This window comes from Aliiroseovarius sp. D2-2, from assembly GCF_055809455.1.
The window spans coordinates 2,691,644-2,716,774 of record NZ_CM147913.1; the positions used below are offsets into that span (position 1 = coordinate 2,691,644).

A 25,131-nucleotide genomic window follows, 5' to 3' on the forward strand; every position below is an offset into this window, starting at 1 on the left:
AAAGAGGTTCATCCAGTGCCCGATCTGATCAAATTCTCACGCCGTTCCGTAATGTTCATGCCGCTGGCCTTGGCCGCGTGTAAAGGAGCCGCCCGTGTATTTAACCTGTCAGGGCTGACAATGGGGACGACCTATAACGTTGTGGCCATCGAGCCTTCTGGCGGCGCGGTCGAAGCTGAACTGCAGACAGCAATCAATACGGCGTTGGCTGAGGTGAATCAGCAAATGTCGAACTGGAATCCCAAGTCCGAGATTTCGCGCTTCAATGCATCTGCCAGCACTGATCCCGTTTCTGTCACACCTGCTTTGGCGCACGTGATGAAAGCCGCAGACGCCGTGCACAACGCCAGCGACGGCCGGTTTGACACGACAATGGGCCCGCTGATCGAGCTGTGGGGCTTCGGCGCCCCCGGCGCGCAGTCGATGCCCAACGATACGGAAGTCACACAAACGCTTGCCGCTGTGGGACACAACAACACGATCAGCGTAGATGGCGACGTGCTTCAGAAAAAGCAGACTGGTGCGCAGGTTTATCTGGCCGCGATCGGCAAAGGTTATGGTGCGGACCGTGTTGGTCAAGCGCTCGAAACCTTCGGGATCACCGACTATATGGTTGAAATCGGTGGCGACATCTACGCGTCGGGCCGCAACCCCAATGGCCTTCCCTGGCAGATTGGCATCGAAACGCCTGCGACCCTGAACAACGCAGTATTTGACGTTGTTGGCATTTCGGGTCTGGGTCTGGCTTCTTCCGGAGATTACCGGAACTATTTTGAGAAAGACGGCGAGCGGTATTCGCATGTGATTGATCCGGCGACCGGTAAACCCATCACGCACCGCACCGCTTCGGCCACTGTCTTGGCTGAAAACGGTATGTTGGCGGACGCTTGGGCGACGGCGATGCTTATTCTGGGCCGTGAGCGTGGTCTGGAAGTGGCTGCAACCCACGATGTGGCTGTCCTGTTCGTCGAACGTGACACTGATGCGGCGTCACTTCAGTTCAAATCGGCATCAAGCGACGCCTTCACGCGTTTGTCGGCATAAGATAACGGAGCATCAGCATGGCCACCTTCCTTCTGACCTTTGGCGTCCTGCTTATCATCATGCTGGGCATGGCCCTTGGTGTGATCATGGCGGGCCGGACGATCAAAGGCAGCTGTGGTGGCCTGAATGCCATCAGCGATGCGGATCAATGCCTTGTTTGCAGCAAGGAAATTGATCCAAACAGCCCTCTGCGTGAGCGTTTGTCGCAATGCCCACGCAAAAAGAAGATGATGGAACAGGCGCAGGCCGAAAGCTAAAAGAAACTACTGGGCTGCGGCCAACGGCACAAAGCCCAATGTAAGCAGCCCGACTGCTGCCAACACTCCGTAAATCCAAAGCAAATACCGCGGTCCTTCGGCTTTCCAAACCCGCCGGTATTGATAGCCGCACACGCACGCCAACACGAAAATCACCGTTGCAACCGGGGATGAAAGCGTAAGTGCGACCATTTTTTGTCTCCTGAATTCGAATTGCTGCGTTATGCTATCTATGTGTGCGAACAGCAAACACTTCAGGGAGGACAGCAGATAATGCCTACGTCGTATCAGGCCCCTATGCGCAAGGACCGCAAAGGATCGCAAAGCCACAGTCAGGACCCCGCCAGCAATCTTAAGGCAAAAACGGCTGTGGTCGGTGACATTCTTGATCGCAAAGGCAGCAATGTGATTGCGATCAGACCCGGTGAAACGCTGGGGCACGCGGTTGAGATTTTGCGGGATAAAAGAATTGGTGCTTTGGTTGTCACTGACAACACCGGCGCGCTTTGCGGAATCCTGTCAGAACGTGACATCGTGCGCAAACTTGCTGACGCGCCGGGCCAGACGCTGCCCCAATTGGTCGAAGACGTCATGACCAAAGAGGTTGAAACCTGCGGCATGGATGATCCACTGGTGTCCGTCCTGAAACGGATGAGCGATGGACGCTTTCGCCACATGCCCGTGATGGGTGATGCAGGACCAATTGGCATGGTCACCATCGGTGACGTGATCACCCATCGTTTGAACGAGGTTGAACACGAAGCCTTGCAGCTAAAACAGTTGATCGTCGGCTAGTTTCTTATGTAACAGCCCCTGCCAACACAAACCGTGTTGGCAGATATGATTGACGACCGCAGGTTCAGCACCCGCCTCAGGTCGAAGTCAATCATGTATTCTGGGGAATGGATGGTGCTGTGAGGGAGGATTGAACTCCCGACCTCGTCATTACCAATGACGCGCTCTACCACTGAGCTACCACAGCATCCTATCGTGGGCGGGTGATTAGACCTATTCTCAGATGGACGCAAGCGTATTCTGGACCCTTTTTTCAATCCACGTTACAGAAGACCCCATGGAGCAGAACAAGTCATCTCAAAAGCCCGGGAAAAAAGGGGCTGAACGCGAAGCGCGGCTGAAAGCTGCGTTGAAAGCAAACATGGGGCGGCGCAAAGCGCAGGCCCGGTCACGTGCTGCGTCTGACGACGAAGCTGCGGAAAACAAACAGAATAAAAGGTAAGGCAGGCAGATGGATTCGATTGTAGTAACGGGTGGCGGTGAGCTTCGTGGCGAAATTCCAATCGCGGGGGCCAAGAACGCATGTTTGACGCTGATGCCGGCGACGATTCTTTCTGAAGAGCCTTTGACCCTGACCAATGCGCCGCGCCTGTCGGACATCAAGACGATGACCCAGCTTCTGGAAAGCCTGGGCGCTGAAGCTACTTCGATGCAAGAGGGTCAAGTGCTGACCCTTTCAAGCCATAACCTCGACAATCACGTGGCGGACTATGACATCGTGCGCAAAATGCGTGCTTCCAATCTGGTGCTGGGCCCGATGCTTGCGCGTCTGGGCCATGCCGTTGTGTCTCTGCCCGGTGGTTGCGCCATTGGCGCGCGCCCGATGGATTTGCACATTCACGGGCTGGAAAAGCTGGGCGCAGAGATCGAGCTGAAAGAAGGTTATCTGCACGCCAAAGCCCCGCGCGGCTTGAAAGGGGCCGAGATTGAACTGGCCTTTGCATCGGTCGGCGCGACTGAAAACATCATGATGGCTTCGACGTTGGCCAAAGGCACCACCGTGCTGCGCAATGCAGCGCGCGAGCCCGAGATTGTGGATCTGGCGGATTGCCTGCGCAAGATGGGCGCGCAAATCGAAGGCGACGGCACGTCCGAGATTGTCATTCAAGGCGTGGATCGCCTGCATGGCGCAACCCACCCCGTTGTCACCGACCGCATCGAACTTGGCACCTATATGCTCGCCCCAGCCATCGCAGGTGGCGAGGTCGAATGCATCGGCGGACGTATTTCGCTGGTTGAAAGCTTCTGCGAGAAGCTGGATGCAGCCGGCATTCACGTGGAAGAAACCAAAAAAGGCCTGAAGGTTGCACGCAAAAACGGTCGTGTGTCGGCTGTGGATGTCACCACCGAACCCTTCCCCGGTTTCCCTACCGATTTGCAGGCCCAGATGATGGCAATGCTTTGTACCGCTGATGGTACATCAACCTTGCACGAAACAATATTTGAGAACCGTTTCATGCACGCGCCGGAACTGATCCGCATGGGCGCGAATATCGAGGTGCATGGCGGCACCGCGACCGTACATGGTGTCGACAAACTGAAAGGTGCGCCGGTGATGGCAACCGACCTGCGCGCCTCAGTCTCGCTGATCCTTGCTGCGATGGCTGCTGAAGGCGAAACTGTGGTCAACCGCGTCTATCACCTTGATCGCGGCTACGAGAAAGTCGTGCGCAAGCTGTCATCCATTGGCGCCAAGATCGAGCGCGTGAAGGAGTGAGCGATATGCAAGACGCCCGTTTCGAAGATGGCGGTGAAGCCGCACTTAAGCTGGTTGCCCTTGATGGCGAAGACCTTGCGGTTGTTTCCGCGCTGGTTCAGGACGCCGTGTTCCCGGCACATGAGATGTCTTGGGATGCGGGCCGTCGCCGCTTTGCTCTGCTGATCAATCGCTTCCGCTGGGAAGACAAGCCAGCTGCGGATGCACGTGGCCGCGACGTCGAACGGGTGCAATCGGTGCTTTCCATCTCGGATGTTCTAAAAGTGCAAAGCCAAGGCGTTCAAAAGGGCGACAAGGACATGATCTTGTCGGTTTTGTCTCTGTCATTCGCTCCGGGCGAGGACGGAATGGGCCGTCTTGAGCTGGTGCTGGCAGGTGATGGCGCCATTGCACTGGATGTTGAGGCGCTGGATGTGACGCTGCAAGATGTTACGCGCCCCTACATTGCGCCATCGAAACATGCGCCAGAGCATGACCTGCCTGAATAACCCGCGACTCTGCACCGCTTGAGCCTTCGCCGCGCTGCGGCTAAGAGCAGACCAAAGGAGAGCGCCATGCCCCAGTTTCTGAACAGCACATCCGCCGAGTTTGAGGCGCGTTTCACCGAACTTCTATCAATGAAGCGCGAAGACAGCCCTGATGTGGACGCCACAGTTGCCGGGATCATTGCGGATGTGCGCGCGCGTGGGGATGATGCCGTCATCGCGCTGACCTCGAAATTTGATCGGCTGGACCTGACGCCGGAAACGCTGCGCTTCTCTGAGACGGAAATCGAGGCGGAGTGCGCGAAGGTTTCGGATGAAGATCGCGCGGCGCTGGAACTCGCCGCGGACCGCATTCGTGCGTATCACAGCCGCCAAATGCCGGAAGATCAGCTTTGGACCGATGAAAGCGGCGCTGATCTAGGCTGGCGTTGGTCTGCTGTGTCTGCAGCCGGTCTTTATGTGCCGGGGGGGCTTGCAAGCTATCCGTCGTCCGTTTTGATGAATGCCATTCCAGCCAAAGTTGCGGGCGTCGAACGGCTTGCTATCACCGTGCCTACGCCCGACGGGGTGACCAACCCTCTGGTATTGCTGGCCGCAAAAATTGCGGGCGTGGAGGAGGTCTACCGCATTGGCGGCGCGCAGGCCGTGGCTGCACTTGCCTATGGCACCGACACAATCCCACCCGTGGACAAGATCACCGGCCCGGGCAACGCCTTTGTCGCCGCGGCCAAGCGCCGAGTGTTCGGCAAGGTTGGCATCGACATGATCGCAGGTCCGTCCGAAATCCTGGTGATCGCAGATGCTGATAACGATCCTGATTGGCTGGCTTTGGACCTGATGAGCCAGGCCGAGCACGACGAAAGTGCTCAATCAATCCTGATCACCACTGATGAGACCTTTGGCCAACGCGTCGCAAAAGCCGTTGAGGCCCGTCTTGAAACGCTTGAACGTCGTCAGATCGCTGGCGCCAGTTGGCGCGATTTCGGCGCGGTGATCACCGTGCGTGATCTGGGCGAGGCCGCCGCGCTGTCGAACCGCATCGCACCAGAACACCTTGAGCTGTGCGTGGCCGACCCCGAAGCGCTTTCGGATAAATGTGTGCATGCTGGTGCCATCTTTTTGGGCCAATTCACCCCAGAAGCCATCGGCGACTATGTTGGCGGCCCCAACCACGTATTGCCCACGGCCCGGTCTGCCCGCTTCAGTTCGGGTCTGTCGGTCATGGACTTCCTGAAACGCACCACGCTTGCCCGCATGACCCCCGGCGCGCTGGCCGCAATTGGCCCCGCCGCCGAAACCCTTGCCATTTCCGAAAGTCTTGAAGCCCACGGCCTGTCTGTGCGCGCAAGACTTGACGCCCTTAACGATTGACCCTCAGATAGTGACAATGACCTTAAACCGCATCACCCATATTGATATTGATGACACCGGCCTTGCCGCCCCCACGCCCGAGATCGAGCAGGAGCGCAAAGTCGCGATTTTCGACCTGCTTGAAGACAACTCGTTTGCGTTGGCCTCTCGTGGGGATCAGCCCGTGCTGGACGGACCCTATCATCTGGGTTTGGCCATTCGTGAAAAACGGCTGGTGGTAGACGCCAAAACCGAAGCGGGCGATCCAGCGGGCGAATTTCATCTGTCGCTTGGACCCTTCCGGCAGGTGGTGAAAGACTATTTCGCAATCTGTGAAAGCTATTTTGACGCGGTGAAAAAGCTGCCGCCCAGCCAGATCGAAGCGATTGATATGGCCCGGCGCGGCATTCACAACGAAGGCGCGCGCGTGCTGCAAGAGCGTCTTGAGGGCAAAGCCGATATCGACATCGACACGGCCCGCCGCCTATTCACCCTTATCTGCGTGCTGCACTGGGGATAAATTTGGAAGCAGATCGTCCCCAATCCGTGCTGTTTTGCTGTGACCACAATTCTGTGCGTTCACCAATGGCCGAAGGGATGATGAAAGCTTTCTATGGTCACGAGATCTATGTGCAATCCGCAGGTGTTCACAGTGAATTGGACATCGATGGCTTCTCGATCTCGGTATGCGAGGAGCTGGGCATTGAACTTTCGGCCCACCGCGTTCGTAGCTTTGACCAGATGGAGGAATGGGGCGACGACTTGTCCAGTTTCGATCTGGTAATTGCCCTGTCCCCGGCCAGCCAACGCCGCGCGCTAGAACTAACGCGGGTGTTTCACCTCGATGTGGAATACTGGCCCATTTTGGACCCTACGGGGCTGGGCACGCGACGCGAAGAAAAGCTGGTCAACTATCGTCAGGCCCGGGACCAAATCAAGGAACGTATCTTGGCTCGTTTCGGACGGCCAAACACGGAACTTTAGCTGTCTCAAAGGCCCGAAAGTAGCTCTTTACCGGCAAAAGTCACGTAAGCATCGAATTCCCTTGAAAACCGGGACGTTTCCCCCCACATATAGCGCGCCCACAATAGGTGGGTGAAAACACAGGAGTGAACATGGCCAAGGAAGAACTGCTCGAATTTCCCGGTGTCGTAAAGGAACTCCTGCCGAACGCGACATTTCTGGTCGAGCTGGAAAACGGCCATACGATCATCGCGCACACGGCAGGCAAGATGCGGAAAAACCGCATCCGTGTTCTGGCTGGCGACAAGGTGCAGGTCGAAATGACCCCCTATGATCTGACCAAAGGTCGGATCAACTATCGCTTTAAGTAAGCGCGGTCGCGCATGACGCGCCCCAAACTGATTCTGGGCTCTGGAAGCCCAAGACGGGCCGAGTTGCTGGGGCAGCTCGGCCTTGTTGCGGATGACGTGCGCCCACCGGACGTGGATGAAACGCCGCTGAAGGGTGAATTGCCGCTGAGCTATTGCCGTCGGATTGCAGCTGCAAAGGCTGCAGCAATGACCGTAGCATCAGACGAAGTCGTGCTGTGCGCGGACACAACCGTCGCATTGGGTCGTCGCATCATGGGCAAACCAGAAGATGCAGGCCAAGCAGCCGAATTTCTGATGTCCCTATCCGGGCGGCGCCACCGTGTGATCACGTCCGTGGTTGTGCGCAACGCATCAAGCTCATGGTCGCGCGATGTGGTGACAGACGTTAAAATGAAGCGCCTGTCCAATGAAGAACTCAACGGCTATCTCGCGACCGGTGATTGGCAAGGCAAGGCTGGTGGTTATGCCATCCAAGGTCCAGCTGGCGCTTTCATTCCATGGATTCAAGGCAGCTATACCGGGGTTGTCGGCCTTCCCATCGCGGAAACTGCTGGTCTTCTGGTGGCCGCAGGTTACCCCTTATATGGAGCAAAGACATGAAGGGCAGCGTGATTGCGCTTGATCATTACGAAGGCCGTATGGCCGCGGCCCAGATTGTTGATGGCAAGCTGACGGATTTGCTGATCGAGCCACCCGAAAGCGTCGTTCAACCCGGCGCCATCTTTCGCGCCATCTGCGACCGCCCGCTGAAGGGTCAAGGCGGTATGATGCTGCGGCTACCGAACGGCAAGTCTGGATTCTTAAGGCAGGGCAAAGGGTTGAAGCCCGGTGAACGTTTGTTGGTGCAGGTCACAGGCTTTGGAGAGGACGGCAAAGCTGTACCGGTCACCCAAAAAGTTCTGTTCAAAAGCCGCTACGCCATCGTGACCCCCGGCGCGCCTGGCATCAATGTCAGTCGATCCATTCGCGACGAAGAAATCCGCGTACAACTTCTGGAAACAGCCCACGAGGTGATGGACGGAGCTGAAGAAGGCCTGATCATTCGTTCCATTTCAGCTCAGGCTGATCTTGAAGACGTGGCCGCGGATATTGCTGCCATGCTTGACCTGTCCCGTGCCGTGCTGGCTGACGCTGACGGTGATCCCGAACTTCTGGTCGATGGCCCCGATCCCCATGCTCTTGCGTGGCGGGACTGGGCTGAACCCGATCTGCTGGACACCAAAAAGGACGCGTTTGACCGTCATGGTGTGCACGAGATGATCGCCAATGCCAGTGGCCCGTATGAACGGTTGACCGGCGGCGCATCGATGTTTGTTGAACCCACGCGCGCGCTTGTGGCTGTCGATGTGAACACTGGCGGCGACACCAGCCCGGCGGCAGGTCTAAAGGCCAATATCGCTGCAGCCCGCGTCTTGCCTGCCGCGCTGAGGTGCCGGGGATTGGGTGGTCAAATCATTGTCGATTTCGCCCCCTGCCCTAAGAAAGATCGGCGACAGATCGAACAAGTTCTTCGCGCAGCGTTCAAGGCCGAGGGCATCGAAACCGCAATGGTCGGCTGGACCCAGTTGGGCCTGTTTGAACTGCAACGCAAACGTGAACGCCTGCCCCTGTCGCGCTGTCTGGAGGACCGCTAATGGCTTGCCCAATCTGCGAAAAAGACACCGATCCCAAGTATCGCCCCTTCTGCTCTCGACGATGCGCAGACGTTGATCTTGGCCGCTGGCTGAACGGCTCTTATGCGGTCCCATCGAACAGTCCCGACGACCTGGACGAAGCAGCCGAGGCCATGTCTCAGGCGCTTTCACAGGAAACTTCGAAGCCGCACTGAAAAACCTGCGAAAACAGCGTTTTCCCTCTGGACACCGCTGCACCCCGCGTCTAAAACCCGCCCACCCGAACGATGAAACGTTCACCCGTGCCCGGGTAGCTCAGGGGTAGAGCAGTGGATTGAAAATCCTCGTGTCGGTGGTTCGATTCCGCCCCCGGGCACCACTTCCTAAGCTAACTCATAGGTTTTGCTTCATTTTTGGCAACTGCTTGGAACTATTGACAGAAATTTCTATTTCTGCTCGGATCTTGCACTGACACCGGGCGGCATGACCTAGCCTTTTGGGCTATTCACTTCTCAGCTGGGCTTTACCGGGTCAGAAAAAGGGCGACCAACTGGCCGCCCTGAATAGTTCGTGAAGGCAATATTCGGCGGATCAATCCATCCATTCAAACGGACGTGTGAACTCTCCCAGACAGTGCTTTACGGCCTCATAGTCGACATCACCTGTTGCTTTCAGGCGCGCCACCAAGCCACGTTTTTTGTCATCGATCACTTCATAGATATGCGCCGCATGCCCCGCATCTGCCAATGCTTTGTCATAGACGCGCGTGATCGCGGATTTGCGCAGATCGGGTTTGAACACTTTCCCCACGGCTGTTTTCGGCAGCTCGTCCAGAATTTCCACGTGCTTGGGTTGCGCTGCTTTCTCGTGGATGTGTTTCTTGGCGTAGGCCATCAGCTCTTCAGTTGTGACCTGTGCTCCACCGACCAGTTCAACATAGGCGCAAGGCAGTTCACCAGCATAGCTGTCCGGTTGACCGATCGCACCAACCATGGCCACGGCTTCGTGACCGGCAAGAACCTCTTCGATCTCGGCGGGATCAATGTTGTGGCCGCCGCGAATGATCAGGTCTTTGGCACGACCGGTGATCCATAGATAGCCATCCTCGTCCAAACGACCCAAATCACCTGTTCGCAAATGGCTGCCTTGTGCAAATAGCCCTGCATTCTTTGCTTCTTCCGTGTAGGTGTGGCCTGAAAAGACGCCGGGGCTAGACAGGCATATTTCACCCACTTCATCCACGCCATGTTCTTTCAGAACTGTCCCTGCGTCATCGCAGGACAGAATTTTCACATCCGTATACGGAAATGGAACCCCCACAGACCCAGCCTTTTTAGCCCCGACCGGCGGATTACAGGACACAAGGCAGGTTGCTTCCGTCAAACCATAACCTTCCACGATATTCACACCCGTGGCGTCGACAAAGCGATTGTACAATTCAATTGGCAAAGGGGCCGAGCCCGAAAACGCCGTTTTCAGGGTCGAGACATCAGCATCCACTGGGCGCTGCATCATAGCCGAAATTGCAGTTGGCACTGTGATCATAAAGCTGACCTTGTAGCGTTCGATCAATTTCCAAAAATTGTCGAAAACCCCTTCACCTCGATATCCAGCCGGGGTGGGATGCACGAAATGAGCTCCGGACATCAAGCAAGACATCCAGATCACGTGAACTGCGAACACGTGGAACAACGGTAGCGGACACATGATCACGTCTTTTTCGTCAAACAGAAGATTGGCACCCAGCCAACCGTTGTAGACCATGCCAGAGTTTTTGTGCTGCGCCACTTTCGGCGTGCCCGTGGTCCCGCCAGTGTGGAAATAGGCGGCGACGCGATCTTCGGTTTTGTCTTCAAAATCAAGCGTCGTGTTCTGGCGCTTCATTTCGGCAATAAAATCCATCACTTTCGCATTGTGTTTCGGTGGATTTTTGGGACGTAGCAACGGTACGAGCCAGCTTTTGGGCGGCTTCAGATACTTGTTCAGATCGATCTCAAGCACAGTTTTGACATTTGGGGCCATCGCAACGGCTTCGTTTGCCAATTGTGCAACTTCTGATTTCGGGAAGGCCTTCAGCGTCACCAAAACCTTTGCACCCGTTTCCTTCAGAATGCCTGCGACCTGCTCAGCATCCAGAAGAGGGTTGATCGGATTGACGATGCCGGCAAACCCCGCACCCATCAGTGTATAAATTGTCTCGTTCGAGTTGGGCAGAAGATAGGCCACAACATCGTTTTCGCCGATGCCCAATGACCGAAACAGGTTCGCTGCCTGGCATGATCGCTCAAGCATCTCCCTCCATGTCACAGTTTCTTTCGGGTCGGTCGGGCCAGATGTGATTTGAAACGAGGCCGCAGGCCGATCGGGGAACGCTTTCGCAGTTCGTTCAAGCATCTGGTACAGAGTGCTCGGCTTATCGCGCGCATCCCACGTCATTTCTGCTTCGACCGCATCACGATCAAACTTCGAGCCAAATTCAAACATTAGTCATCCTCCCTTCGCCTGTTTCTACAGGCGTATATTATGTGGGAAGCATGCTCGCAAAAGCCAAATCCCGCAAGTCTGACGTGACGTGGAAATGACGTTTACGGAAGGTAACTCAGCCGCCATCGCGGCAGAAAACTGGCGGCGGTTCCAGACCAAGTGGCTTTGTCGGAAGCTGTCGCGTCTTAAATCTGCCCTTCGGTGAACTGCAGGCGTGCCAAGCGGGCATACAGGCCGTCTTGTGCAACCAGTTCATCATGCGTGCCTTGGGCGACGATGCGACCTTCATCAAAGACCACAATCCGGTCAGCCTTCTTCACGGTCGCCAAACGGTGCGCGACAATCAACGTGGTCCGGCCTTGCGCAAGCTCGTCGACTGCCCCCTGAACCAAACGTTCGCTTTCTGCATCAAGGGCCGAGGTCGCCTCGTCCAGCAAAAGGATCGGTGCGTCGCGCAGGATCGCACGCGCAATGGCGATACGTTGCTTCTGACCACCTGACAACATCACGCCGCGTTCACCCACATAGGTGTCATAGCCGTCTGGCAGTCGGGACAGGAAGTCATGTGCGGCGGCTGCCTTTGCCGCGGCTTCAACTTCAGCGTCCGAGGCTTCGGGGCGGCCGAAGCGAATGTTCTCACGGGCTGAGGCTGCAAATATCACCGCGTCTTGCGGTACAAGGGCGACGTATTTGCGGAAATCATCACGCCGCATGTCACGCAAATCAACACCATCCATGGTCACTGCGCCGTGCTCGGGATCATAGAAGCGTTGGATCAATTGAATGATTGTCGTCTTACCAGCGCCGGATGGGCCCACAAGCGCCACGGTTTCACCCGCAGCAACATCAAGCGAGACCTCTTCCAGTGCTGCCTGATTGGGGCGCGCTGGATAGTGAAAGGTCACATTGTCAAAGCACAAAGCGCCGGTTGGACGCTGGGTGATCGCGATGGGCTGTTCAGGATCTTTGACCTGATCTTCCGCATTCAAAAGCTCGACCAGTCGTTCTGTGGCCCCTGCGGCGCGCTGCAATTCGCTCCAGATTTCGGACAAGGCTCCGACGGCACCTGCAACCATCACCGAATAGATCACAAACTGAACCAATGCCCCGATCGAGACATTTCCGGCTGTGACATCCCGCATGCCAATCCAAAGCACGCCCACCACGCCAGAGAAGATCAGCGAAATGACGATCACTGTCATCACGGCACGGGTGCCAATGCGCTGCTTGGCAGAGATGAAGCTATTTTCAGTCAAACCCGAGAATTCTTTGCGATTTAGGTCTTCATGTGTGAAGGCCTGCACAGTTTGAACTGATGACAAAGCTTCCGAGGCATTGCCCGAGCTTTTAGCAATCCATTCCTGGTTTTCGCGGCCCAGAACGCGCAAGCGGCGACCCAGAACGATGATTGGCACGATGACGACGGGCACGATCAGCAGCACAAGCCCTGTTAGCTTGGCAGACGTGAACAACATCAAGATCATGCCGCCAACGAATATGAACACATTACGTAGGGCGACAGAAACAGACGAGCCAATAACCGATAGGATCAATGTGGTGTCGGTGGTGATGCGCGACAGCACCTCTCCGGTCATGATTTTCTCATAAAACGCAGGGCTCATTCCCACGACGCGATCAAAGACAGCTTTGCGGATGTCCGAGACGATCCGTTCACCCAACCGAGTGACCAAATAGTACCGTAGCCCCGTGCCCACTGCGAGCAGCGATGCCACCCCAAGTGCCGCCAAGAAGTATTTGTCCAAGAGCTGCGGCGTGGCTTCGCCGAAGCCATCGATAACGCGACGAACAGCAATTGGCAGGATCAGGGAAATGCCGGCTGTAAACACCAGCGCAACAAAAGCGGCTAACATCCAAATACGGTAGGGGCGCATGAACGGCCACAGGCCCGACAAGGCACCGATACGTTTGGATTTCTCGCGTTCGTCCATCTCGACGCTGGAAGCGTCCGCCTGTCTTGCCATGTAATCTGCTCCTTTGGAGCACGGATACCGAAACCACCCAACACACACAAGCAGGATTGAATGTGATTGCAATCAACCATCCCAAGCTGATCTGCTTTTGTAGGTGCAGTTTTGCTGCTATGCTCGAAACACCAGAATACCGAGTAGCGGGAGAGTTCATAATGTTTGGTGCAAACAAGTTTCGTGCGGTGGCCCTGGGATCATTGCTGGCTGTGCTTTCCGCATGTGCAACACCACAACAACAATGCGTTGCGCGCGAAACGGCAGAATACCGGGCCGTTTCAAAGCAGATCAAAACGCTTGAGGAAACGCTGGCGCGTGGATACGCCCTGCACCGGCAGTCAATTCCTTACACCGCAACCCGTATCTGCCGCACCAAGGACAGGAAGCCCTTCCCCTGCCCCAGAACACGTTTCCGCACGATTGAAACACCTGTTTCCGTAGACATGGATGACGTTCGAAAGAAGTTGGCGCGATTGAAAGCCCATCGCAGCAAGCTTACCCCGGCTGCTGTTGCAGCGCGCGAGGCATGTGTTCGTACCTACCGCGAATGAAGCAATTGCTATTTTGGAACTGAAACTTTGATCGCTGACGGTTTCCCGCCTGATCCCATGACGCGGATCAGAACGATCCCACCATTTTTGAACCGTTTGGCCGCTTTCGGACCAATAGAGCCATTTGCGAGCAAGGCTTTGATGCCTTTACGGCTCTTGTTGGACCCGAAATAGGGGTCCCATTCGTCACCAGGCTGGCTCACACCAAAACGATGATAGTTCGCGCGATCTTGACGCAGAATGCTTGCGGGGTCCTTCAGAGCGGCCCCTTTGGCATTGGACAGATCGGGCTTGCCAATGAAAACGGTAAACGACCCAATTTGCTCATTGGCCGCCGCCGCTTGCGCGGCAATGGCAAAGCCAAACACCAAGACACTGGTTTTCAACAGTTTAAAGTGGCGAGCCATGATCCCGATCCAAAACACGTGCCATTATCTGACACCTGCAAAGAATGGGGGTCCCAACGACCAAGGTCAATGGGGGCTCGCCTGACCTTGTTTAGCTCTCGCCTGTGACCGTCATCCCCAGCATACGCCACGCATGCATGCCTCCCCGGTAGTAATGGATTTTGTCGGCTGGAAAGCCTGCCTCGATCATGCGGCGGGCCGCAGTTGGGGATTGTCCGCACCAGTTTCCGTTACAAAACAGCGCCACCGGCTTGGCGGCTTCACAGTCAAATCCATCGAAATCAACTTCGCAGCCAAGTTCATCCAAGCGATCTGGCGCCTCGTTATAAGGAATTGAGATTGCACCCGGAATTGTGCCTGTTTCATGATCGGACGATACGCGACTGTCCACAACGATCGCGTCCGGATCTTGCAGCATTTCAAGCAATTCCAGCTCTCCGATTGGTGTCACACCCGGCGCTGGGACCATAGGTTGGACACAGAAATTCGGGCACGGTCGGGATGTGCGGGCCCATTCGCCCGACAGTTCATGTGCGGTATCCGAATTGCGCGCAATCTCTACAGGACCGTTTTCGGTTTCCACAGTGACCGAAGACACATCAGGGCGGATATTAACCCCTTCGGCAAACAAAGGTGTGGCCATCAAAAGAAGGGCGGCTGCGGTGGTAAATGTCTTCATCAGGATCCTCGAATGGCTTAAAGCGTTTCTGCATAAACTTGAGGCACATGTTTGTGCCGAAACGCCCACAACATTGTTAATTCATACTGCGTTTCGGATTTTGCCTGTGCCAGTTTAAACCCGAAACGCTTTAGTTGAAGGTTTCAAACACGTCGTACATGACGGGTTCAAAGCTTTTGCACAGCGTTGCAATTTTGCGATTGCGCTCGCGCATTTCCTCGGTGCGAAGCATGGCTTGAAAATCCTCGCGTCGCTTCCACTGCGAGTAATTGGCAATGCGCGTCTGGGCATCATTCACGTGTAGGCCTGCACCGACAAATCCGGGCTGTTTTGAAATGAAACTGTCATAAGCGTCCTGAAGCGAATCCAGAAGATCCTGACAGGTGCCAGGTGTCATTTCGAACGTGGTTATGACGGTTTGGTAATCGGGGGCTTTGCTGATTTTGGGCATGGCTTCCTCCTTGTAAGTAGAAGCCTAGCCGCTATTGGATCACATATGAATATGTGATCTTGCCTCAGGGTCAGTCAAATATGTCGAAAAGCTCGGACAATACCGATTTACGCCGCTTTTTCTTATAGCGCTTGGCGTAGCGGTAATCCTCATCGTCATCGTCGTCATCATCATGCCGTCGCTTTCGCGATGAACCGGGTTCCATCCCGGCCCCACGTTCCATCTCTTCTCGTGACCGCATACGGCGAGGTTCCCCTTGATGAACGGGCTCTGACGATGGCGGAACGGGTGCGACATACGGGTCAGGATCATCCAACTCGATCGCAGGGGTCGCTTTTTCGATGATCTTGTCCAATTCGCCCCGATCCAGCCAGACACCCCGGCACTTGGGGCAATAGTCGATTTCGACCCCTTGGCGTTCCGTCATCAATAGTTCGGTTCCGTCTACTGGACATTTCATCATCGACCCTCCTGTCTTCAACTGAACTTAGGTAAAAAAAGACGGGCCGCAAGGGGCCCGCCAATCGGTCACGCTTAAAGGGAGGAATAATCAGCGTGATACGTGAACAGCACAAGGTGCATGGCGCACAACGCGCGCAGCCGTCGATCCAAGGAAGAAGTCGGTCAAACCGGGACGATGCGAGGCCACCACAATGCAATCAACTTTGTGTTCTTTGGCATAATCCACAATGGCGTGGCCTGCATGCCCAGAAACCACCGCGATGGAAACATCTGGCGAATCCTTCAGCGCCTCCTGCAGGCGGCTTTCAAGTTCATGGATATTGTTCTCAAGCTGACCTTCCGGCAGGTATTGCGCCACGTAAGCGGGCACCTCTTCCATGACGTGCAGGGCGGTGATCTTAGCACCATCCGCCGCGACAGCCTTGGCAATGTGCAGGGCTTCAGACGTATCGCGGTCGTGATCCAACGCGATGGGCACTAGAATATTCTTATACATCACTAAGCTCCTTTATTTTCAGTGTTCAGCATTTCCTTTTGAATACCTTGCGCGCCTGCGCCCTACCATGACACAGGTCAAACACCCCAATGGCTTTATCCGGCCTGATTTTCCGTTTACTCTGCCCGTCATGAAAACGCTGACAAATACATCTGAAATGCTGATCCTTGATCACAAGCCGTGGGTCTTGTCGCTTAGCATGATCGCTGGGCTAATGATCTTCGTTGGAATTGGCGTCAATGCGCTGTTCCAAGGCGAATGGGTATTCGGCATGATGTTCGCTGGGATCGGGACGCTGGCGTGGGGTGGCTGCTTTCTTGCCTTTGCCAAACGGGTGCAGTTGATCTTTGACGTACAGGCTGGGCAGATTGTGAAACGGAAGCGATCGGTGCTGGGATATGCGCAGGATGTCTATCCATTAGACGCGCTTCGTGGTGCAGAACTTGAGGAAACCCGCAGCGACGGGTCCACCATGTATCGACCCGTTTTAATAATGGATGGGAAGCCGAACCTGCCGGTTGTATCCTATTACACCAACGGCTCTGGGCCACGCCGCACAGCGGATGCAATCAATGTGTGGTTTGAAGGGCTTTCAGACCCAATGTAGCTTGACTCTGCACCGCGAAACCCGTAATTCCACCGCAAATCTCGGAAGTGCGAAACTTCCGGTCCCATGGCCCAAGCCGGGATCGCCCCCTGTCAGCGTGTTACGCCCACAGGGGCGCTCATCGTTTGGACACCCGGTTTCGGCCTTGGGATAAGCGCAACCCGCCCCTATCTTAGGGGAAACGAAACGGCAAAGGAGCCGAGATATGTTCGAGAGCCTGTCAGATCGCCTATCCGGTGTCTTTGACCGCCTGACGAAACAGGGCGCGCTGTCCGAGGATGACGTAAAAACCGCCCTGCGCGAAGTGCGAGTGGCGCTGCTTGAGGCTGACGTCTCGCTGCCCGTCGCGCGTGATTTCATCAAGAAAGTGCAGGAAAAAGCGACCGGTCAGGCTGTGACCAAATCGGTCACTCCGGGCCAACAGGTCGTGAAGATCGTGCATGACGCGTTGGTCGACGTACTGACCGGCGAAGGTGAACCCGGTGCACTGAAGGTCGACAGCCCCCCTGCCCCGATCCTGATGGTCGGTTTGCAAGGTGGTGGTAAGACGACCACAACCGCGAAACTTGCCAAGCGCCTGACGGAAAAAGACGGCAAGCGCGTGCTGATGGCATCGCTTGATATCTATCGCCCGGCTGCGATGGATCAGTTGGCCGTGTTGGGTACGCAAATTGGCGTGGACACCCTGCCGATCGTTCCCGGCCAAAAACCCGTCGACATCGCCAAACGCGCCAAGCAACAGGCAACGATGGGCGGCTATGACGTCTATATGCTCGACACAGCGGGTCGTTTGCACATCGACGAAGTGCTGATGGGCGAGGTCGAGGAAGTCTCGGCCGTTGTAAACCCACGCGAAACGCTTCTGGTGGTCGATGGTCTGACCGGTCAGGTCGCTGTCGAGGTTGCACAAGAATTTGACGACAAAGTTGGCATCTCGGGCGTGGTTCTGACCCGTATGGATGGCGACGGTCGCGGTGGTGCAGCGCTGTCGATGCGCGCGGTCACCGGCAAGCCGATCAAATATGTCGGCCTTGGCGAAAAGATGGACGCGCTTGAAACCTTCGAGCCTGACCGGATCGCGGGTCGCATCCTTGGCATGGGCGACATTGTTTCGCTGGTCGAGAAAGCCCAAGAAACCATCGAGGCCGAACAGGCCGAGCGTATGATGAAGCGCTTCCAGAAGGGTCAGTTCAACATGAACGACCTGAAAATGCAGCTGGAGCAAATGATCAAGATGGGCGGCATGCAAGGGATCATGGGAATGATGCCGGGCATGAAAAAGATGGCCAAACAGGCCGAAGACGCGGGCATGGACGACAAGGTTCTGAAACAGCAGATCGCGCTGATCCAGTCGATGACCAAACGCGAACGCGCCAACCCGCAAATCCTGCAAGCCAGCCGCAAGAAACGGATCGCCAAAGGTGCGGGCATGGAAGTGTCTGAACTGAACAAACTTCTGAAAATGCAGCGCCAGATGGGCGACATGATGAAGAAGATGGGCAAGATGGGCAAAGGCAAGATGCTGAAACAAGCCATGGGCGGCATGTTCGGCAAAGGCGGCGGCATGCCCGATATGCCTGCGGGCATGGATCCGTCCTCGATGGACCCCAAGGCGCTTGAAGCGGCGGCGAAAGCCATGGGCGGCAAACTTCCCGGATTGGGAGGCGCAGGCCTTCCCCCCGGCCTGTCCGGTTTTGGGAAGAAAAAGTAACGTGACCCCGCTTTCGCTCAATATCCCACGGCTCGAAACCGATCGCCTGATCCTGCGCGCACCTTGCGAAGCAGATGTGGCAGCCGAGGCGGCGTTTTTCGCGTCTGATGCCTCGCGTTTCGTCGGTGGCCCCAAGCGCGAGGACGAGACTTGGCGCATGGTTGCCATGCTGTTGGGCCATTGGGTGATGCGCGGATATGGCTTTTGGGGAGTTGAGGAAAAGGCCACCGGCACTTATCTGGGCCATGTTGGCCTGTGGTGCCCCTTGGGTTGGCCAGAACCGGAAATTGGCTGGACGCTGATGAACCATGCAATCGGCAAAGGCTATGCAACCGAGGCCGCATTGGCTGCACGTCTGCACGCCTATGATGTATTGGGTTGGTCCAGTGCCATATCGCTGATTGATCCGGAAAACGACGGCAGCAAAGCTGTCGCCAAACGCCTTGGCGCAGACTTCGAAAGCCATTTCGACCATCCCGGCTTTGGCAAGATGGAAGTCTGGCGCCACCCGGCAGCTGATGCAGATGGCGGACCGGAGGCGTACGCATGACGTATCTTTCCGGCATTCCCACCCTATCCACCGACCGCCTGACATTGCGCGTTCCGGTCGAAGATGACTTTGATCTGGTCGCCAGCTTCTTTGCCTCGAAAGAGCGCAGTTGGGGCTTTGGTGGCCCGCTTGATCGCACCGGCGCATGGCGCTGGTTCGCGTCGAACCTTGGACACTTCGCCCTGAAAGGCCACGGATTTTGGTTCCTCGACACAGCTGACGGGCAGACCGTTGGCATGGTTGGCCTGTGGGGTCCCGAAGGCTGGAATGAAACCGAGCTGGGCTACGTCATGTTCGAAGGCTCCGAAGGCAAAGGCTACGCGCTGGAAGCTGCCTGTGCCGTTCGCGACTATGCCTATGACACGTTGGGCTGGGGACCGCTGTGTTCCAACATCTTCCCCGGCAACGACCGTTCGGTTGCGTTGGCCCAACGCATGGGCGCAACCTTGGAAGCCGAATGGGACAGCCCCACTCATGGGATTGAACGCGTCTATCGCCACCCATCCAAACGGGCGCTAGCCCTGCAAAAGGAGGCCACCGCATGACCGACACATCTACCCGCGCAGCTGACATCCTTAAAGATCACCGCGAGTCCATCGACAGGCTCGACTCAATCCTTATTTACACGTTGGGCGAACGCTTCAAGCACACCCAAGCCGTGGGCAAGTTGAAGGCCGAACACGCGTTGCCGCCGTCCGACCCGGCCCGTGAGGCCAAACAGATCGAACGTCTGGAAGACCTGGCCAACCGTGCCAATCTGGACCCCGAATTCGCCAAGAAATTCCTGAACTTCATCATTGATGAAGTCATCAGGCATCACAAACAACATCAGGAATGACTGGGGCGCTGCCCCTCTCAAATAGCTAGTAAAAAGGAAAACTCTCATGGCTATGAAAATTCGTCTCGCCCGTGGTGGCTCGAAAAAACGCCCCTTCTACCGCGTTGTAGCAGCTGACTCGCGCATGCCGCGTGACGGCCGCTTCATCGAAAAGCTGGGCACCTACAACCCGCTGCTGCCGAAAGATTCGGAAGAGCGTGTGAAACTGGACATGGAACGCGTTCAGTACTGGTTGGACCAAGGCGCACAGCCTTCGGATCGCGTAAGCCGCTTCCTGGAAGCTGCTGGTGTTCTTGAGAAAAAAGAACGCGCCAACATGAAGAAAGCCGAGCCTGGCCAGAAAGCCAAGGATCGCGCTGAAGAGAAAGCTGAAAAGGCCGCTGCTGCTAAAGAAGCTGCTGAAGCTCCTGCCGAGGCACCTGCTGAAGCTCCGGCTGAAGAAGCTGCTGCCGAGGAATAAACCCGGCGGGTTGGATTCTGACATGCACGCCTTTTCAGACGAGTTTCAGTCGGATCTTGAAGAATCTGATGCGTTGGCGGCGCGACGTGCGCCGCTTTCGCACGGATCCTGTGGACGAGGCATTGCTGACGCGGTGCCTCGACGCATTTCTGATGGCCCCTTCTGTGGGGCTGTCTGAACCCTGGCGTTTAATCCGGGTGAACAGTGACGGCGCACGAAAAGCTGCACTGGAGAATTTCAAAGCCGCCAACGCCGAGGCTCTGACGGGCTATTCCGGCGAAAAGGCGCAGTTATATTCGGGGCTGAAACTGTCGGGCATGGAAGACGCCCCGGTGCAGCTTGCGATTTTTTGTGACGACTCGACTGACAAAGGCGCAGGACTTGGTGCAAAATCTATGCCCGAGATGCGCCGCTATTCGGTGGTGTCGGCCATCATGCTTTTCTGGCTAGCCGTTCGATCACGCGGGTTGGGGTTGGGCTGGGTGTCCATATTGGACCCCGAACAGCTTGCACGCGATCTGGACGTTCCCGAAAGCTGGAGCCTTGTTGGCTACTTTTGCCTAGGCTGGCCTGAAGATGTCACGGACAGTCCCGAGCTTGAAAAGGCCGGATGGGAAACACGTCGCGGCGCCTTGCCGCTAGAGGAAAGGTAACTCCAAATGGGTTTGCTATTTCATCCAGTCAAGTTGATCATACTGGTCAGTGCAGGCTTTGCGGCCGGCATGATTTTTGAACGCAGTATCCTGGGCGATAAATGTGAAACCCGGGGTGGTAAAATGGAACAAGGTGTCTGCATAGGTGCAAAATGAGTGATGATCGGATTTGTGTTGGAAGCATCGGGGGGTCTTACGGCGTCCACGGTGATGTGCGCATCAAAAGCTTTTGTGCCGAACCCACAGCGATTGGTGATTATGGCCCATTGGCGTCTGAGGATGGAAAACAGTCCATTTCGCTGACGCTTCTGCGCCCCATCAAAAATGGGTTCTCGGCAAGGATCGATGGTGTTGGCACGAAGGAAGACGCTGATGCCATGAAGGGTGTGAAGCTCTTTGTTCAACGTGATGCGTTGCCCACCCTTCCAGATGATGAGTATTATCACACCGATCTTGTGGGCCTGACTGTGTTGGACACAGGCGGGCAAGAGCTGGGGAAGGTCCATGCCGTACACAATCACGGTGCATCAGATGTGTTAGAAATCCGGTTGCCCGGCAGTTCAGCCACGGCTCTTCTTCCGTTCACGCTTGAAGCTGTGCCAACGGTTGATCTGGCGTCGGGTCGGATCATTGCAGACCCGCCTGAAGGTGTGTTTCCCGAGTGACCCGCACGCCCTGCCCCTCGCGTTAGGGCTGGGCAATCCCGACCCATATGGATAAGCCAGCACCATGACTGATACGCCTGAGAAAAAGCCCCGCTCACACGGACGCATTGCCGTGTCGGCATCGCTCAAACCGCGCGAGCTGATGACGGATACGCCCCGTATTGCAGGCACGTGGACGGCAAAAGTTATCACGCTGTTTCCGGGCGCTTTTCCGGGCGTGTTGCGCGAAAGCCTGACCGGGAAGGCCCTGAAAGACGGGGGATGGGCTTTGGAACCCATCGACCTGCGCATCTTTGGCGAAGGCAAGCATCGCAACGTCGATGACACGCCTGCGGGTGGTGGCGCAGGCATGGTATTGCGCGCCGACATTCTGGGCCGTGCCATCGACATGGCCCAGCGCGGTGTGCCTGCAGATCGCGCCAAATGGCCCATCGTCTACATGTCGCCACGTGGCAAACCTATGGATCAAGCCACCGCCCGCCGGCTGGCGGCTTGTGATGGCATGACCATCCTGTGTGGTCGTTTTGAGGGCGTCGATGAACGCGTTTTGGAAGAATACGACATCGAAGAAATCAGCCTTGGCGATTTTGTCCTGACTGGTGGCGAGATCGCGGCACAAGCCATGCTGGACGCCACCGTGCGGCTATTGCCCGGCGTACTTGGAAACGAGGCGTCGACCGAAGAGGAAAGCTTTTCGGCTGGAATGCTGGAGCATCCCCAATACACCCGCCCGGCAGAATGGCGGGGCCGGACGATCCCGGATGTGCTGACCTCGGGCCATCATGGAAAGATTGAACAGTGGCGCCGCAAGATGAGTGAGAAGATCACGCGCGAGCGTAGGCCCGATCTTTGGGTCAAACATGAGGATCGCGAACGCTGAAAGCGTGAAACACCGCGAATCAGGTGGTTGTATCCGATCTGAGCAGAGTAACCGTCTGTCCGATGTGATTGTTTCCAATCACCCCCCTAAAATGTGACCGAAAGCGTCTTCACTCGCCATTTTGGGGGAAGCGAGAAAGGTGTGTTTGTAGGCGAATTCACACGTGCGACAGTACGTTACGCATTTCAAAAAAGTCTTTCTTGCAAGAAGGTTATAGCCAATCACCTTGCTTGCGCATCCATTTGGGCGCTGCCCGTTTGTTCGTTTCTCGCTGAAGTGAATATAAAATCAGAAGAGGTGGAAGACATGGATATGCTGACTACAGTACGGAAAAATCGGATCGAAGCCCTTAAGGCGGTCAAACGTAAGCGCACCACGACAATGCCCGCAAAACGTCCCGTAAATATGCTTATTAGCCAGGTCATCCAATTTCGACCTGCCTGCCTCGACACCACTTCCCCTCTCCGGGTGGCTTAGGCCCGCTTTAAAACGAGGTTGTTGAGGCCTCGAAAGCTGTGCCATTCTCTGGCACGGCTTTCTTGTATTCAGCTCTTTGAAACAAGGTGTGAAAGCACTTGCTCCCAGTGATACGACCCCCTATACACCGCTCGTCTGGGGCCGGAATCGGTTCACGGACTATTTTTTATTGCGTGGGACACATTCTTCGATCCTAAAAGCGTAGTTGAAGATGACAAAGAAACGGCGGACTACACTCCCGCGGGCGCCTGGTGCAAACCAGTGACGGACCCGATGAAGACGCGGAGCTCTTGTACGGCACCAACTTTGCGGAACAACCGCAAGCATATAGGAGAAGATCAGATGGACCTGATCGCACAGATCGAGGCGGAACAAGTTGCCGCCCTGGGGAAAGACATCCCCGATTTCAAAGCCGGCGATACCATTCGCGTTGGCTTCAAAGTGACCGAGGGTTCGCGCACCCGTGTGCAGAACTACGAAGGCGTTTGCATCAGCCGTAAAAACGGCGTTGGCATTGCTGGCTCGTTCACCGTTCGCAAGATTTCCTTCGGTGAAGGCGTGGAACGTGTGTTCCCGCTGCATTCGACAAACATCGAATCGATCGACGTCGTACGTCGTGGCCGTGTACGCCGCGCCAAGCTGTACTACCTGCGCACCCGTCGCGGTAAGTCGGCGCGTATCGCCGAAGACACCACATACAAGCCCAAGCAAGCGTAAGGAGCGTCGATATGAAAAAGGATTCTGCATCCCGAATACCACCTGATCGACGTCAAAATGACCGATGGTACCATCGTTCAGATGAAATCGACTTGGGGCAACGAAGGCGACACGCTGTCGCTGGACATCGACCCGTCGGCACACCCGGCATGGAACGGCGGCAGCACCCGTCTTCTGGACACCGGTGGTCGCGTATCGAAGTTCAAATCGAAATACGAAGGCTTTGGTTTCTAAACCACGCCTCTTTCGAAATAGAAACGCCGCTTCTTTTGAAGCGGCGTTTTTCGTTTCAAGCTGATTGCGCCAAGACTAGGTGGCGGGTGATGCCGTAGATATACAATGCCGCAAACAGGACATTGATGTACTTAAGCTGCCTCTCGGTACGCAGCCATGCGCAGTATATCCAGATCAGGCAGAAGGGCAGGCTCAGGCACATTGCGGCCAGTTGCCACCCTTGAACGATTGAGATCGTGCTGGCCAGTCCAAGGCCAAACGCGATCCACTTCAACGGCTGCTCGTAAGCAGCAAACGTCATAAGCGTCATAGTCAGTCTTTCAGGTAAACAGCGCCGTGAACCCGGCGTTCTGCTAACACCGATCTAACACTGAACCGAACATCCGACAAACTATTCGTCGACGCTAGCAACCCACTTCCCCGCCTGATCCGGCAACCATGCTTCAATCGCAGCCGTTGCCACCACATGCACCTGCCCGGCACTTTCAGTGTTCATCCCGCCCTTCACCACCTGCACCTCGGCCCGGCCGCGGGGCAGTTCGGCCCGCACAACTTCAAGGTCCAGCTTTTCAGGGTCCGCCACGCCGATGGTCACAGACACGCGCATGTCTTTGTGATCCAGCCCAAGCGTTGAAAACAGAGTGATCGACGAATGATGCAGCGCGTCCTGCACCGCACGGCACGCCGCTTTGGTGTAATCTTGACCGTAAAGATCGTTGCCCATCCCCATCTCAAGGATTATGCGTTTTTCCACCATCACGCGGCCTCCATCATGAACGACACGGCAATGGCGACATTGGCGATCACTGTCGTGCCACCATGGGGCTTTTCAATGTCCAGCCCACCGTGCTTCACCGCAAACGAGATATTGCCATACGGAAAGTCGCGCGCAAGTTGGCTGGTATCTACCTTATCCGGGGCCTGCACAGCCACTTCGACATCCACGATCATATCGGTTTTCTCGAACCCAAACAGCTCTGCCATATTGACCGAGTTATGCCACAACGCATCGCGGATCGCGCGGGCTGCTGCTTCGGTGTAGTCCTCGCGGCGCAGTGAAGTACCCATGCCGAATTCGACAAGTACACGTTTCTTTTCCATGGTCGCTCCTTCCCGGTTTCTTAAGCCATAGCGCATGGCGCCGCCGATCATAGGGCCAGCTTTGAAATTCAGTTGACAAAATTGGATCTGCAGCCTCTTCCCCCGGCAGTGGAACCGACATATAGTTG

At 56.0% G+C, this 25,131-nt stretch carries 37 protein-coding genes and 2 tRNA genes; 27 read left to right on the top strand and 12 right to left on the bottom strand.

Going from position 1 to position 25,131, the window contains the following annotated elements:
• Positions 1–15: 15 nt before the first annotated feature.
• Together AC0L6A_RS13205 and nqrM are read left to right on the top strand one after the other, a co-directional pair.
• A complete protein-coding gene (locus AC0L6A_RS13205) occupies positions 16–1,044 on the top strand; it encodes an FAD:protein FMN transferase (protein ID WP_473290681.1) in 1,029 nt (342 codons plus the stop codon).
• A 17-nt stretch (positions 1,045–1,061) separates the two neighbouring features.
• The gene (gene nqrM, locus AC0L6A_RS13210) at positions 1,062–1,301 is read left to right on the top strand and encodes a (Na+)-NQR maturation NqrM (protein WP_473290683.1); all 240 of its coding nucleotides are present in this window, start codon (positions 1,062–1,064) and stop codon (positions 1,299–1,301) included.
• 6 nt (positions 1,302–1,307) lie between these two features.
• On the opposite strand, the gene AC0L6A_RS13215 is transcribed toward nqrM, so the two are convergent.
• A complete protein-coding gene (locus AC0L6A_RS13215) occupies positions 1,308–1,493 on the bottom strand; it encodes a hypothetical protein (RefSeq protein WP_473290685.1) in 186 nt (61 codons plus the stop codon).
• An 81-nt stretch (positions 1,494–1,574) separates the two neighbouring features.
• On the opposite strand from AC0L6A_RS13215, the gene AC0L6A_RS13220 reads away from it, so the two are divergent.
• A complete protein-coding gene (locus AC0L6A_RS13220; protein WP_473290687.1) occupies positions 1,575–2,096 on the top strand; it encodes a CBS domain-containing protein in 522 nt (173 codons plus the stop codon).
• A 112-nt stretch (positions 2,097–2,208) separates the two neighbouring features.
• Here AC0L6A_RS13220 and AC0L6A_RS13225 read toward each other — a convergent pair.
• Positions 2,209–2,283 (bottom strand) — tRNA-Thr (locus tag AC0L6A_RS13225).
• Between the two features lie 90 nt (positions 2,284–2,373).
• Here AC0L6A_RS13225 and AC0L6A_RS13230 point away from each other — a divergent pair.
• The 11 genes from AC0L6A_RS13230 to AC0L6A_RS13280 all read left to right on the top strand — a co-directional run bounded on the left by AC0L6A_RS13230 (position 2,374) and on the right by AC0L6A_RS13280 (position 8,974).
• Positions 2,374–2,538, top strand: a complete 165-nt coding sequence (locus tag AC0L6A_RS13230) for a hypothetical protein (RefSeq protein WP_473290688.1) — start codon at positions 2,374–2,376, stop codon at positions 2,536–2,538.
• A 9-nt stretch (positions 2,539–2,547) separates the two neighbouring features.
• Positions 2,548–3,813, top strand: coding sequence for a UDP-N-acetylglucosamine 1-carboxyvinyltransferase (gene murA, locus AC0L6A_RS13235; protein WP_473290690.1), 1,266 nt, complete (start codon positions 2,548–2,550; stop codon positions 3,811–3,813).
• 5 nt (positions 3,814–3,818) lie between these two features.
• A complete protein-coding gene (locus AC0L6A_RS13240) occupies positions 3,819–4,301 on the top strand; it encodes a DUF2948 family protein (protein ID WP_473290692.1) in 483 nt (160 codons plus the stop codon).
• A 66-nt stretch (positions 4,302–4,367) separates the two neighbouring features.
• On the top strand, positions 4,368–5,669 hold the full coding sequence (gene hisD, locus AC0L6A_RS13245; RefSeq protein ID WP_473290694.1) for a histidinol dehydrogenase: 1,302 nt from the start codon (positions 4,368–4,370) through the stop codon (positions 5,667–5,669).
• A 16-nt stretch (positions 5,670–5,685) separates the two neighbouring features.
• The gene (locus tag AC0L6A_RS13250) at positions 5,686–6,168 is read left to right on the top strand and encodes a UPF0262 family protein (RefSeq protein WP_473290696.1); all 483 of its coding nucleotides are present in this window, start codon (positions 5,686–5,688) and stop codon (positions 6,166–6,168) included.
• Between the two features lie 2 nt (positions 6,169–6,170).
• Positions 6,171–6,632, top strand: a complete 462-nt coding sequence (locus tag AC0L6A_RS13255) for an arsenate-mycothiol transferase ArsC (protein WP_473290698.1) — start codon at positions 6,171–6,173, stop codon at positions 6,630–6,632.
• A 131-nt stretch (positions 6,633–6,763) separates the two neighbouring features.
• Positions 6,764–6,982, top strand: coding sequence for a translation initiation factor IF-1 (infA, locus tag AC0L6A_RS13260; RefSeq protein WP_008186030.1), 219 nt, complete (start codon positions 6,764–6,766; stop codon positions 6,980–6,982).
• A 12-nt stretch (positions 6,983–6,994) separates the two neighbouring features.
• Positions 6,995–7,582: a Maf family protein gene (locus AC0L6A_RS13265; RefSeq protein WP_473290700.1), complete on the top strand. Its 588-nt coding sequence runs from the start codon at positions 6,995–6,997 to the stop codon at positions 7,580–7,582.
• The gene (locus tag AC0L6A_RS13270) at positions 7,579–8,616 is read left to right on the top strand and encodes a ribonuclease E/G (protein ID WP_473290702.1); all 1,038 of its coding nucleotides are present in this window, start codon (positions 7,579–7,581) and stop codon (positions 8,614–8,616) included. Before AC0L6A_RS13265 ends, AC0L6A_RS13270 begins: the two co-directional genes overlap by 4 nt.
• Positions 8,616–8,810: a DNA gyrase inhibitor YacG gene (locus tag AC0L6A_RS13275; protein WP_473290703.1), complete on the top strand. Its 195-nt coding sequence runs from the start codon at positions 8,616–8,618 to the stop codon at positions 8,808–8,810. The genes AC0L6A_RS13270 and AC0L6A_RS13275 overlap by 1 nt, the downstream gene beginning before the upstream one ends.
• A gap of 89 nt (positions 8,811–8,899) precedes the next feature.
• Positions 8,900–8,974 (top strand) — tRNA-Phe (locus tag AC0L6A_RS13280).
• A 212-nt stretch (positions 8,975–9,186) separates the two neighbouring features.
• Here AC0L6A_RS13280 and AC0L6A_RS13285 read toward each other — a convergent pair.
• Together AC0L6A_RS13285 and AC0L6A_RS13290 are read right to left on the bottom strand one after the other, a co-directional pair.
• Positions 9,187–11,079 (bottom strand): acyl-CoA synthetase, encoded by a 1,893-nt coding sequence (locus AC0L6A_RS13285; RefSeq protein WP_473290704.1) that lies wholly within the window; start codon positions 11,077–11,079, stop codon positions 9,187–9,189.
• Between the two features lie 185 nt (positions 11,080–11,264).
• The gene (locus AC0L6A_RS13290) at positions 11,265–13,061 is read right to left on the bottom strand and encodes an ABC transporter transmembrane domain-containing protein (protein ID WP_473290705.1); all 1,797 of its coding nucleotides are present in this window, start codon (positions 13,059–13,061) and stop codon (positions 11,265–11,267) included.
• 161 nt (positions 13,062–13,222) lie between these two features.
• Here AC0L6A_RS13290 and AC0L6A_RS13295 point away from each other — a divergent pair, with 161 nt between their 5' ends.
• Positions 13,223–13,615: a hypothetical protein gene (locus tag AC0L6A_RS13295; RefSeq protein ID WP_473290707.1), complete on the top strand. Its 393-nt coding sequence runs from the start codon at positions 13,223–13,225 to the stop codon at positions 13,613–13,615.
• Between the two features lie 8 nt (positions 13,616–13,623).
• Here AC0L6A_RS13295 and AC0L6A_RS13300 read toward each other — a convergent pair whose 3' ends face one another.
• The 5 genes from AC0L6A_RS13300 to AC0L6A_RS13320 form a co-directional block, all read right to left on the bottom strand.
• Positions 13,624–14,022: a hypothetical protein gene (locus AC0L6A_RS13300; protein ID WP_473290708.1), complete on the bottom strand. Its 399-nt coding sequence runs from the start codon at positions 14,020–14,022 to the stop codon at positions 13,624–13,626.
• Positions 14,023–14,113: 91 nt separating this feature from the next.
• Entirely contained in the window at positions 14,114–14,701 is a 588-nt protein-coding gene (locus tag AC0L6A_RS13305; protein ID WP_473290710.1) for a rhodanese-like domain-containing protein, read from the bottom strand.
• A gap of 130 nt (positions 14,702–14,831) precedes the next feature.
• On the bottom strand, positions 14,832–15,152 hold the full coding sequence (locus AC0L6A_RS13310) for an antibiotic biosynthesis monooxygenase family protein (RefSeq protein ID WP_473290711.1): 321 nt from the start codon (positions 15,150–15,152) through the stop codon (positions 14,832–14,834).
• 70 nt (positions 15,153–15,222) lie between these two features.
• Complete coding sequence (locus tag AC0L6A_RS13315) at positions 15,223–15,612, bottom strand: TFIIB-type zinc ribbon-containing protein (protein ID WP_473293494.1); 390 nt, start codon at positions 15,610–15,612, stop codon at positions 15,223–15,225.
• A 90-nt stretch (positions 15,613–15,702) separates the two neighbouring features.
• Positions 15,703–16,110: a universal stress protein gene (locus AC0L6A_RS13320; RefSeq protein ID WP_473290712.1), complete on the bottom strand. Its 408-nt coding sequence runs from the start codon at positions 16,108–16,110 to the stop codon at positions 15,703–15,705.
• A 67-nt stretch (positions 16,111–16,177) separates the two neighbouring features.
• Here AC0L6A_RS13320 and AC0L6A_RS13325 point away from each other — a divergent pair, with 67 nt between their 5' ends.
• The 12 genes from AC0L6A_RS13325 (at position 16,178) to rpmE (ending at position 23,902) form a co-directional block, all read left to right on the top strand.
• Positions 16,178–16,717 carry a hypothetical protein gene (locus AC0L6A_RS13325; protein WP_473290713.1) on the top strand — a complete coding sequence of 180 codons (540 nt, stop codon included), beginning with the start codon at positions 16,178–16,180 and terminating at the stop codon, positions 16,715–16,717.
• Between the two features lie 205 nt (positions 16,718–16,922).
• Positions 16,923–18,428: a signal recognition particle protein gene (ffh, locus tag AC0L6A_RS13330; RefSeq protein WP_473290715.1), complete on the top strand. Its 1,506-nt coding sequence runs from the start codon at positions 16,923–16,925 to the stop codon at positions 18,426–18,428.
• Position 18,429: 1 nt separating this feature from the next.
• The gene (locus AC0L6A_RS13335) at positions 18,430–18,978 is read left to right on the top strand and encodes a GNAT family N-acetyltransferase (protein ID WP_473290716.1); all 549 of its coding nucleotides are present in this window, start codon (positions 18,430–18,432) and stop codon (positions 18,976–18,978) included.
• Positions 18,975–19,523: a GNAT family N-acetyltransferase gene (locus AC0L6A_RS13340; protein ID WP_473290718.1), complete on the top strand. Its 549-nt coding sequence runs from the start codon at positions 18,975–18,977 to the stop codon at positions 19,521–19,523. Before AC0L6A_RS13335 ends, AC0L6A_RS13340 begins: the two co-directional genes overlap by 4 nt.
• The gene (locus tag AC0L6A_RS13345; protein ID WP_473290719.1) at positions 19,520–19,816 is read left to right on the top strand and encodes a chorismate mutase; all 297 of its coding nucleotides are present in this window, start codon (positions 19,520–19,522) and stop codon (positions 19,814–19,816) included. The genes AC0L6A_RS13340 and AC0L6A_RS13345 overlap by 4 nt, the downstream gene beginning before the upstream one ends.
• A 46-nt stretch (positions 19,817–19,862) precedes the next feature.
• Entirely contained in the window at positions 19,863–20,276 is a 414-nt protein-coding gene (gene rpsP / locus AC0L6A_RS13350; protein ID WP_473290721.1) for a 30S ribosomal protein S16, read from the top strand.
• Positions 20,277–20,344: 68 nt separating this feature from the next.
• The gene (bluB, locus tag AC0L6A_RS13355; protein ID WP_473290723.1) at positions 20,345–20,929 is read left to right on the top strand and encodes a 5,6-dimethylbenzimidazole synthase; all 585 of its coding nucleotides are present in this window, start codon (positions 20,345–20,347) and stop codon (positions 20,927–20,929) included.
• A 152-nt stretch (positions 20,930–21,081) separates the two neighbouring features.
• The gene (rimM, locus tag AC0L6A_RS13360; RefSeq protein WP_473290725.1) at positions 21,082–21,594 is read left to right on the top strand and encodes a ribosome maturation factor RimM; all 513 of its coding nucleotides are present in this window, start codon (positions 21,082–21,084) and stop codon (positions 21,592–21,594) included.
• A 64-nt stretch (positions 21,595–21,658) separates the two neighbouring features.
• On the top strand, positions 21,659–22,474 hold the full coding sequence (gene trmD / locus AC0L6A_RS13365) for a tRNA (guanosine(37)-N1)-methyltransferase TrmD (RefSeq protein ID WP_473290726.1): 816 nt from the start codon (positions 21,659–21,661) through the stop codon (positions 22,472–22,474).
• Positions 22,475–22,567: 93 nt separating this feature from the next.
• Positions 22,568–22,951: a hypothetical protein gene (locus AC0L6A_RS13370; RefSeq protein ID WP_473290728.1), complete on the top strand. Its 384-nt coding sequence runs from the start codon at positions 22,568–22,570 to the stop codon at positions 22,949–22,951.
• A gap of 342 nt (positions 22,952–23,293) precedes the next feature.
• Positions 23,294–23,668, top strand: a complete 375-nt coding sequence (gene rplS, locus AC0L6A_RS13375; protein WP_473290730.1) for a 50S ribosomal protein L19 — start codon at positions 23,294–23,296, stop codon at positions 23,666–23,668.
• Between the two features lie 57 nt (positions 23,669–23,725).
• Positions 23,726–23,902, top strand: a complete 177-nt coding sequence (gene rpmE / locus AC0L6A_RS13380; RefSeq protein WP_473290731.1) for a 50S ribosomal protein L31 — start codon at positions 23,726–23,728, stop codon at positions 23,900–23,902.
• A gap of 55 nt (positions 23,903–23,957) precedes the next feature.
• On the opposite strand, the gene AC0L6A_RS13385 is transcribed toward rpmE, so the two are convergent.
• The 3 genes from AC0L6A_RS13385 to AC0L6A_RS13395 all read right to left on the bottom strand — a co-directional run bounded on the left by AC0L6A_RS13385 (position 23,958) and on the right by AC0L6A_RS13395 (position 25,003).
• On the bottom strand, positions 23,958–24,212 hold the full coding sequence (locus tag AC0L6A_RS13385) for a peptidase (protein ID WP_246936175.1): 255 nt from the start codon (positions 24,210–24,212) through the stop codon (positions 23,958–23,960).
• 81 nt (positions 24,213–24,293) lie between these two features.
• Positions 24,294–24,659, bottom strand: coding sequence for a Lin0512 family protein (locus tag AC0L6A_RS13390; protein WP_473290733.1), 366 nt, complete (start codon positions 24,657–24,659; stop codon positions 24,294–24,296).
• Entirely contained in the window at positions 24,659–25,003 is a 345-nt protein-coding gene (locus AC0L6A_RS13395; RefSeq protein WP_473290734.1) for a Lin0512 family protein, read from the bottom strand. Before AC0L6A_RS13395 ends, AC0L6A_RS13390 begins: the two co-directional genes overlap by 1 nt.
• Positions 25,004–25,131: the final 128 nt, after the last annotated feature.